Annotated in this window: 1 protein-coding gene; it reads right to left on the minus strand. The window is 53.4% G+C overall.

Going from position 1 to position 712, the window contains the following annotated elements; all coding sequences use genetic code 11:
* On the minus strand, window positions 1-712 hold a 712-nt coding region (locus IB246_RS29150), incomplete at both ends, for a hypothetical protein (RefSeq protein ID WP_192230257.1).

The following is a 712-nucleotide window of genomic DNA, read 5'->3' on the forward strand; positions in this document are numbered from 1 at the left end:
CCACCAATCCTTTTCCCCTTCTTCCTTCCTCCTCCCCCCTCCTCTCCTTCCCTCTTCCCTTTCCTTCCCCCCTCCTCCCCCTTCCTTCCTTCTTTCTTCTCTTCTCTCCTCCTTCCCTCCTCCTTCCTCCCTCTTCCTCTCTTTCTCTTTTCCTTTCCCCTCTCTTCTTCTTTTCTTCCCTCCTCCTCCCCTTTCTTTCCTCTCCCTTTCTTTTTTCCTCCCCTTCTTTTTCTCCTCTCCTCCCCCTTCTTTCCCTTTCCTCTTTCTTTTCCCCCTCTTCTCTTCCCTCCCCTTTTTTCCCCTTCCCTCCTCCTTTTTCCTCCCCTCCCTTTCCCCTCCTTCTCCCTTCCTTTTTCCCCCCTTCCTCCCCTCTCTTCTCTCTTCTTTCCCTCTCCTCTTCCCTCCTCCCCCCCTTCCCCCTCCTTCCTCCTCTCCTCTCTTTTCCCTCTCCTCCCTTCTCCCCTTTTCCTCCTCCCTCCCTTTTTTCTTTCCCTTCTCTTCCCTTCTCCTTCCCTTTCCCTTTCTCTTTCCTCCTTTCTCCCTCCTCCCCTTCCTCTCCTTCTCTTTTTTCTTCCCCTCCCTCCCCTCCCCCTTCCCTTTCCTTCCCTCTTTCTCCTCCCCTTCTCTTTCCCCTTTCCTTTTCCTTTCTCCTTTCCCCCCCCTTTTCTTCCCCCCTTCCCCCTTTTCCCTTTCCCTTTCTTTTTTTCTTCCT

It is taken from the genome of Pseudomonas sp. PDM01, from assembly GCF_014852325.1.
In the GTDB taxonomy this organism is placed as follows: domain Bacteria; phylum Pseudomonadota; class Gammaproteobacteria; order Pseudomonadales; family Pseudomonadaceae; genus Aquipseudomonas; species Aquipseudomonas migulae.